The 686-nt window shown below is 45.8% G+C and carries 3 tRNA genes and 1 rRNA gene; all 4 read left to right on the top strand.

Annotation, left to right across the window (positions count from 1 at the left end):
• The first annotated feature begins 214 nt into the window (after positions 1 to 214).
• A 5S ribosomal RNA gene (gene rrf / locus SLH55_RS23170) occupies positions 215 to 331 on the top strand.
• A gap of 8 nt (positions 332 to 339) precedes the next feature.
• Positions 340 to 414, top strand: a tRNA-Asn gene (locus SLH55_RS23175).
• A gap of 2 nt (positions 415 to 416) precedes the next feature.
• Positions 417 to 489: transfer RNA gene (locus tag SLH55_RS23180), tRNA-Thr, on the top strand.
• A gap of 19 nt (positions 490 to 508) precedes the next feature.
• Positions 509 to 583 (top strand) — tRNA-Glu (locus SLH55_RS23185).
• Positions 584 to 686 lie beyond the last annotated feature (103 nt).

The following is a 686-nucleotide window of genomic DNA, read 5'->3' on the forward strand; positions in this document are numbered from 1 at the left end:
AGAGATGGAAGCATGGCGACATGTGGAGTTGACTGATACTAATCGATCGAGGACTTAACCACAAAGAGTCATTATTGTAATGAACAACAATTGGTCGATATTCGGCTTTCTTGACATCAATTCTTTATCTAGTTTTCAGGGAATAAATTTTCATTTACCCCTTGAATTTCATTGAAAATATTATATAATAATATTTGTCATTGTAAGCAATATGTCTGGTGATTATGGCGAAGAGGTCACACCCGTTCCCATGCCGAACACGGAAGTTAAGCTCTTCAGCGCCGATGGTAGTTGGGGGATCTCCCCCTGTGAGAGTAGGACGTCGCCAGGCCAAATCATTCCGCAGTAGCTCAGTGGTAGAGCTATCGGCTGTTAACCGATCGGTCGCAAGTTCGAATCTTGCCTGCGGAGCCATTGCTTCCATAGCTCAGCAGGTAGAGTGCTTCCATGGTAAGGAAGAGGTCACCGGTTCGAGCCCGGTTGGAAGCTTTTATTTTTTTAATAGACTGGCCCATTGGTCAAGCGGTTAAGACACCGCCCTTTCACGGCGGTAACACGGGTTCGAATCCCGTATGGGTCACCAATTTTTTTTACTAAAGCAAACTAAGGTACTAATACATAATGGAGGATTAGCTCAGCTGGGAGAGCATCTGCCTTACAAGCAGAGGGTCGGCGGTTCGATCCCG

The sequence above is a fragment of the Rossellomorea sp. YZS02 genome (assembly GCF_033963925.1).
Lineage (GTDB): Bacteria > Bacillota > Bacilli > Bacillales > Bacillaceae_B > Rossellomorea.